Origin of the sequence: Pseudomonas sp. FSL R10-1339, from assembly GCF_009600545.1 — a bacterium.
GTDB classification, from domain to species: Bacteria; Pseudomonadota; Gammaproteobacteria; order Pseudomonadales; family Pseudomonadaceae; genus Aquipseudomonas; species Aquipseudomonas bubulae.
In genome coordinates this window covers 1-506 of the sequence record NZ_WIVQ01000263.1, presented here as the reverse complement: position 1 = coordinate 506, position 506 = coordinate 1, and the positions used below count along the sequence as shown (strand labels likewise).

Annotated in this window: 1 pseudogene; it reads right to left on the bottom strand. The window is 63.4% G+C overall.

From position 1 onward, the window contains the following. Positions 1–506: pseudogene (locus tag GHO03_RS25270) on the bottom strand (hypothetical protein); the annotation flags it as partial.

Here is a 506-nt window from a genome sequence, read left to right as displayed (position 1 = left end):
CCAGCAGCCACATTGGTGATTTGCCGTTCTGCGCCAACGCTGCCGACACTGACCACGCTGGCGGGTGCTGCCCCGGCAAAGGTGTAAGCGACGCCGCCGATGGTTGCCCCCGTGGTGGCGACTGCCGCCGCCGTGGTGCTGTTGGCGCCGAGTGCAACGGCACCGGCGTTACTGGATGTGGCACCGTTACCCAGGGACACCGCTCCGGCTGCGGTGGCACTTGCCCCCGAACCGGCCGCCAGGGAGTTGCCGCCGCTGGCTGTGGTGTTGGCACCAAGCGCGATATCCGAGGCATTGAGGGCCTGGGCATTTGCTCCCGTCGCTGTGGCATCCACACCTGTCGCTGAGGAGTCGGCCAGTGTTGAGTTGGTGTGGAAGTACTTGATGCCTCCACCGCTATTGAGGGTGTTGATCGCGGTTGTATTGCTGGCGATATTGGTGGTGTTGGTGGTGACCTGTTGATTGGTGGCGAACAGTTGGCTGCCGTTGATGGCATCGGTACTGGT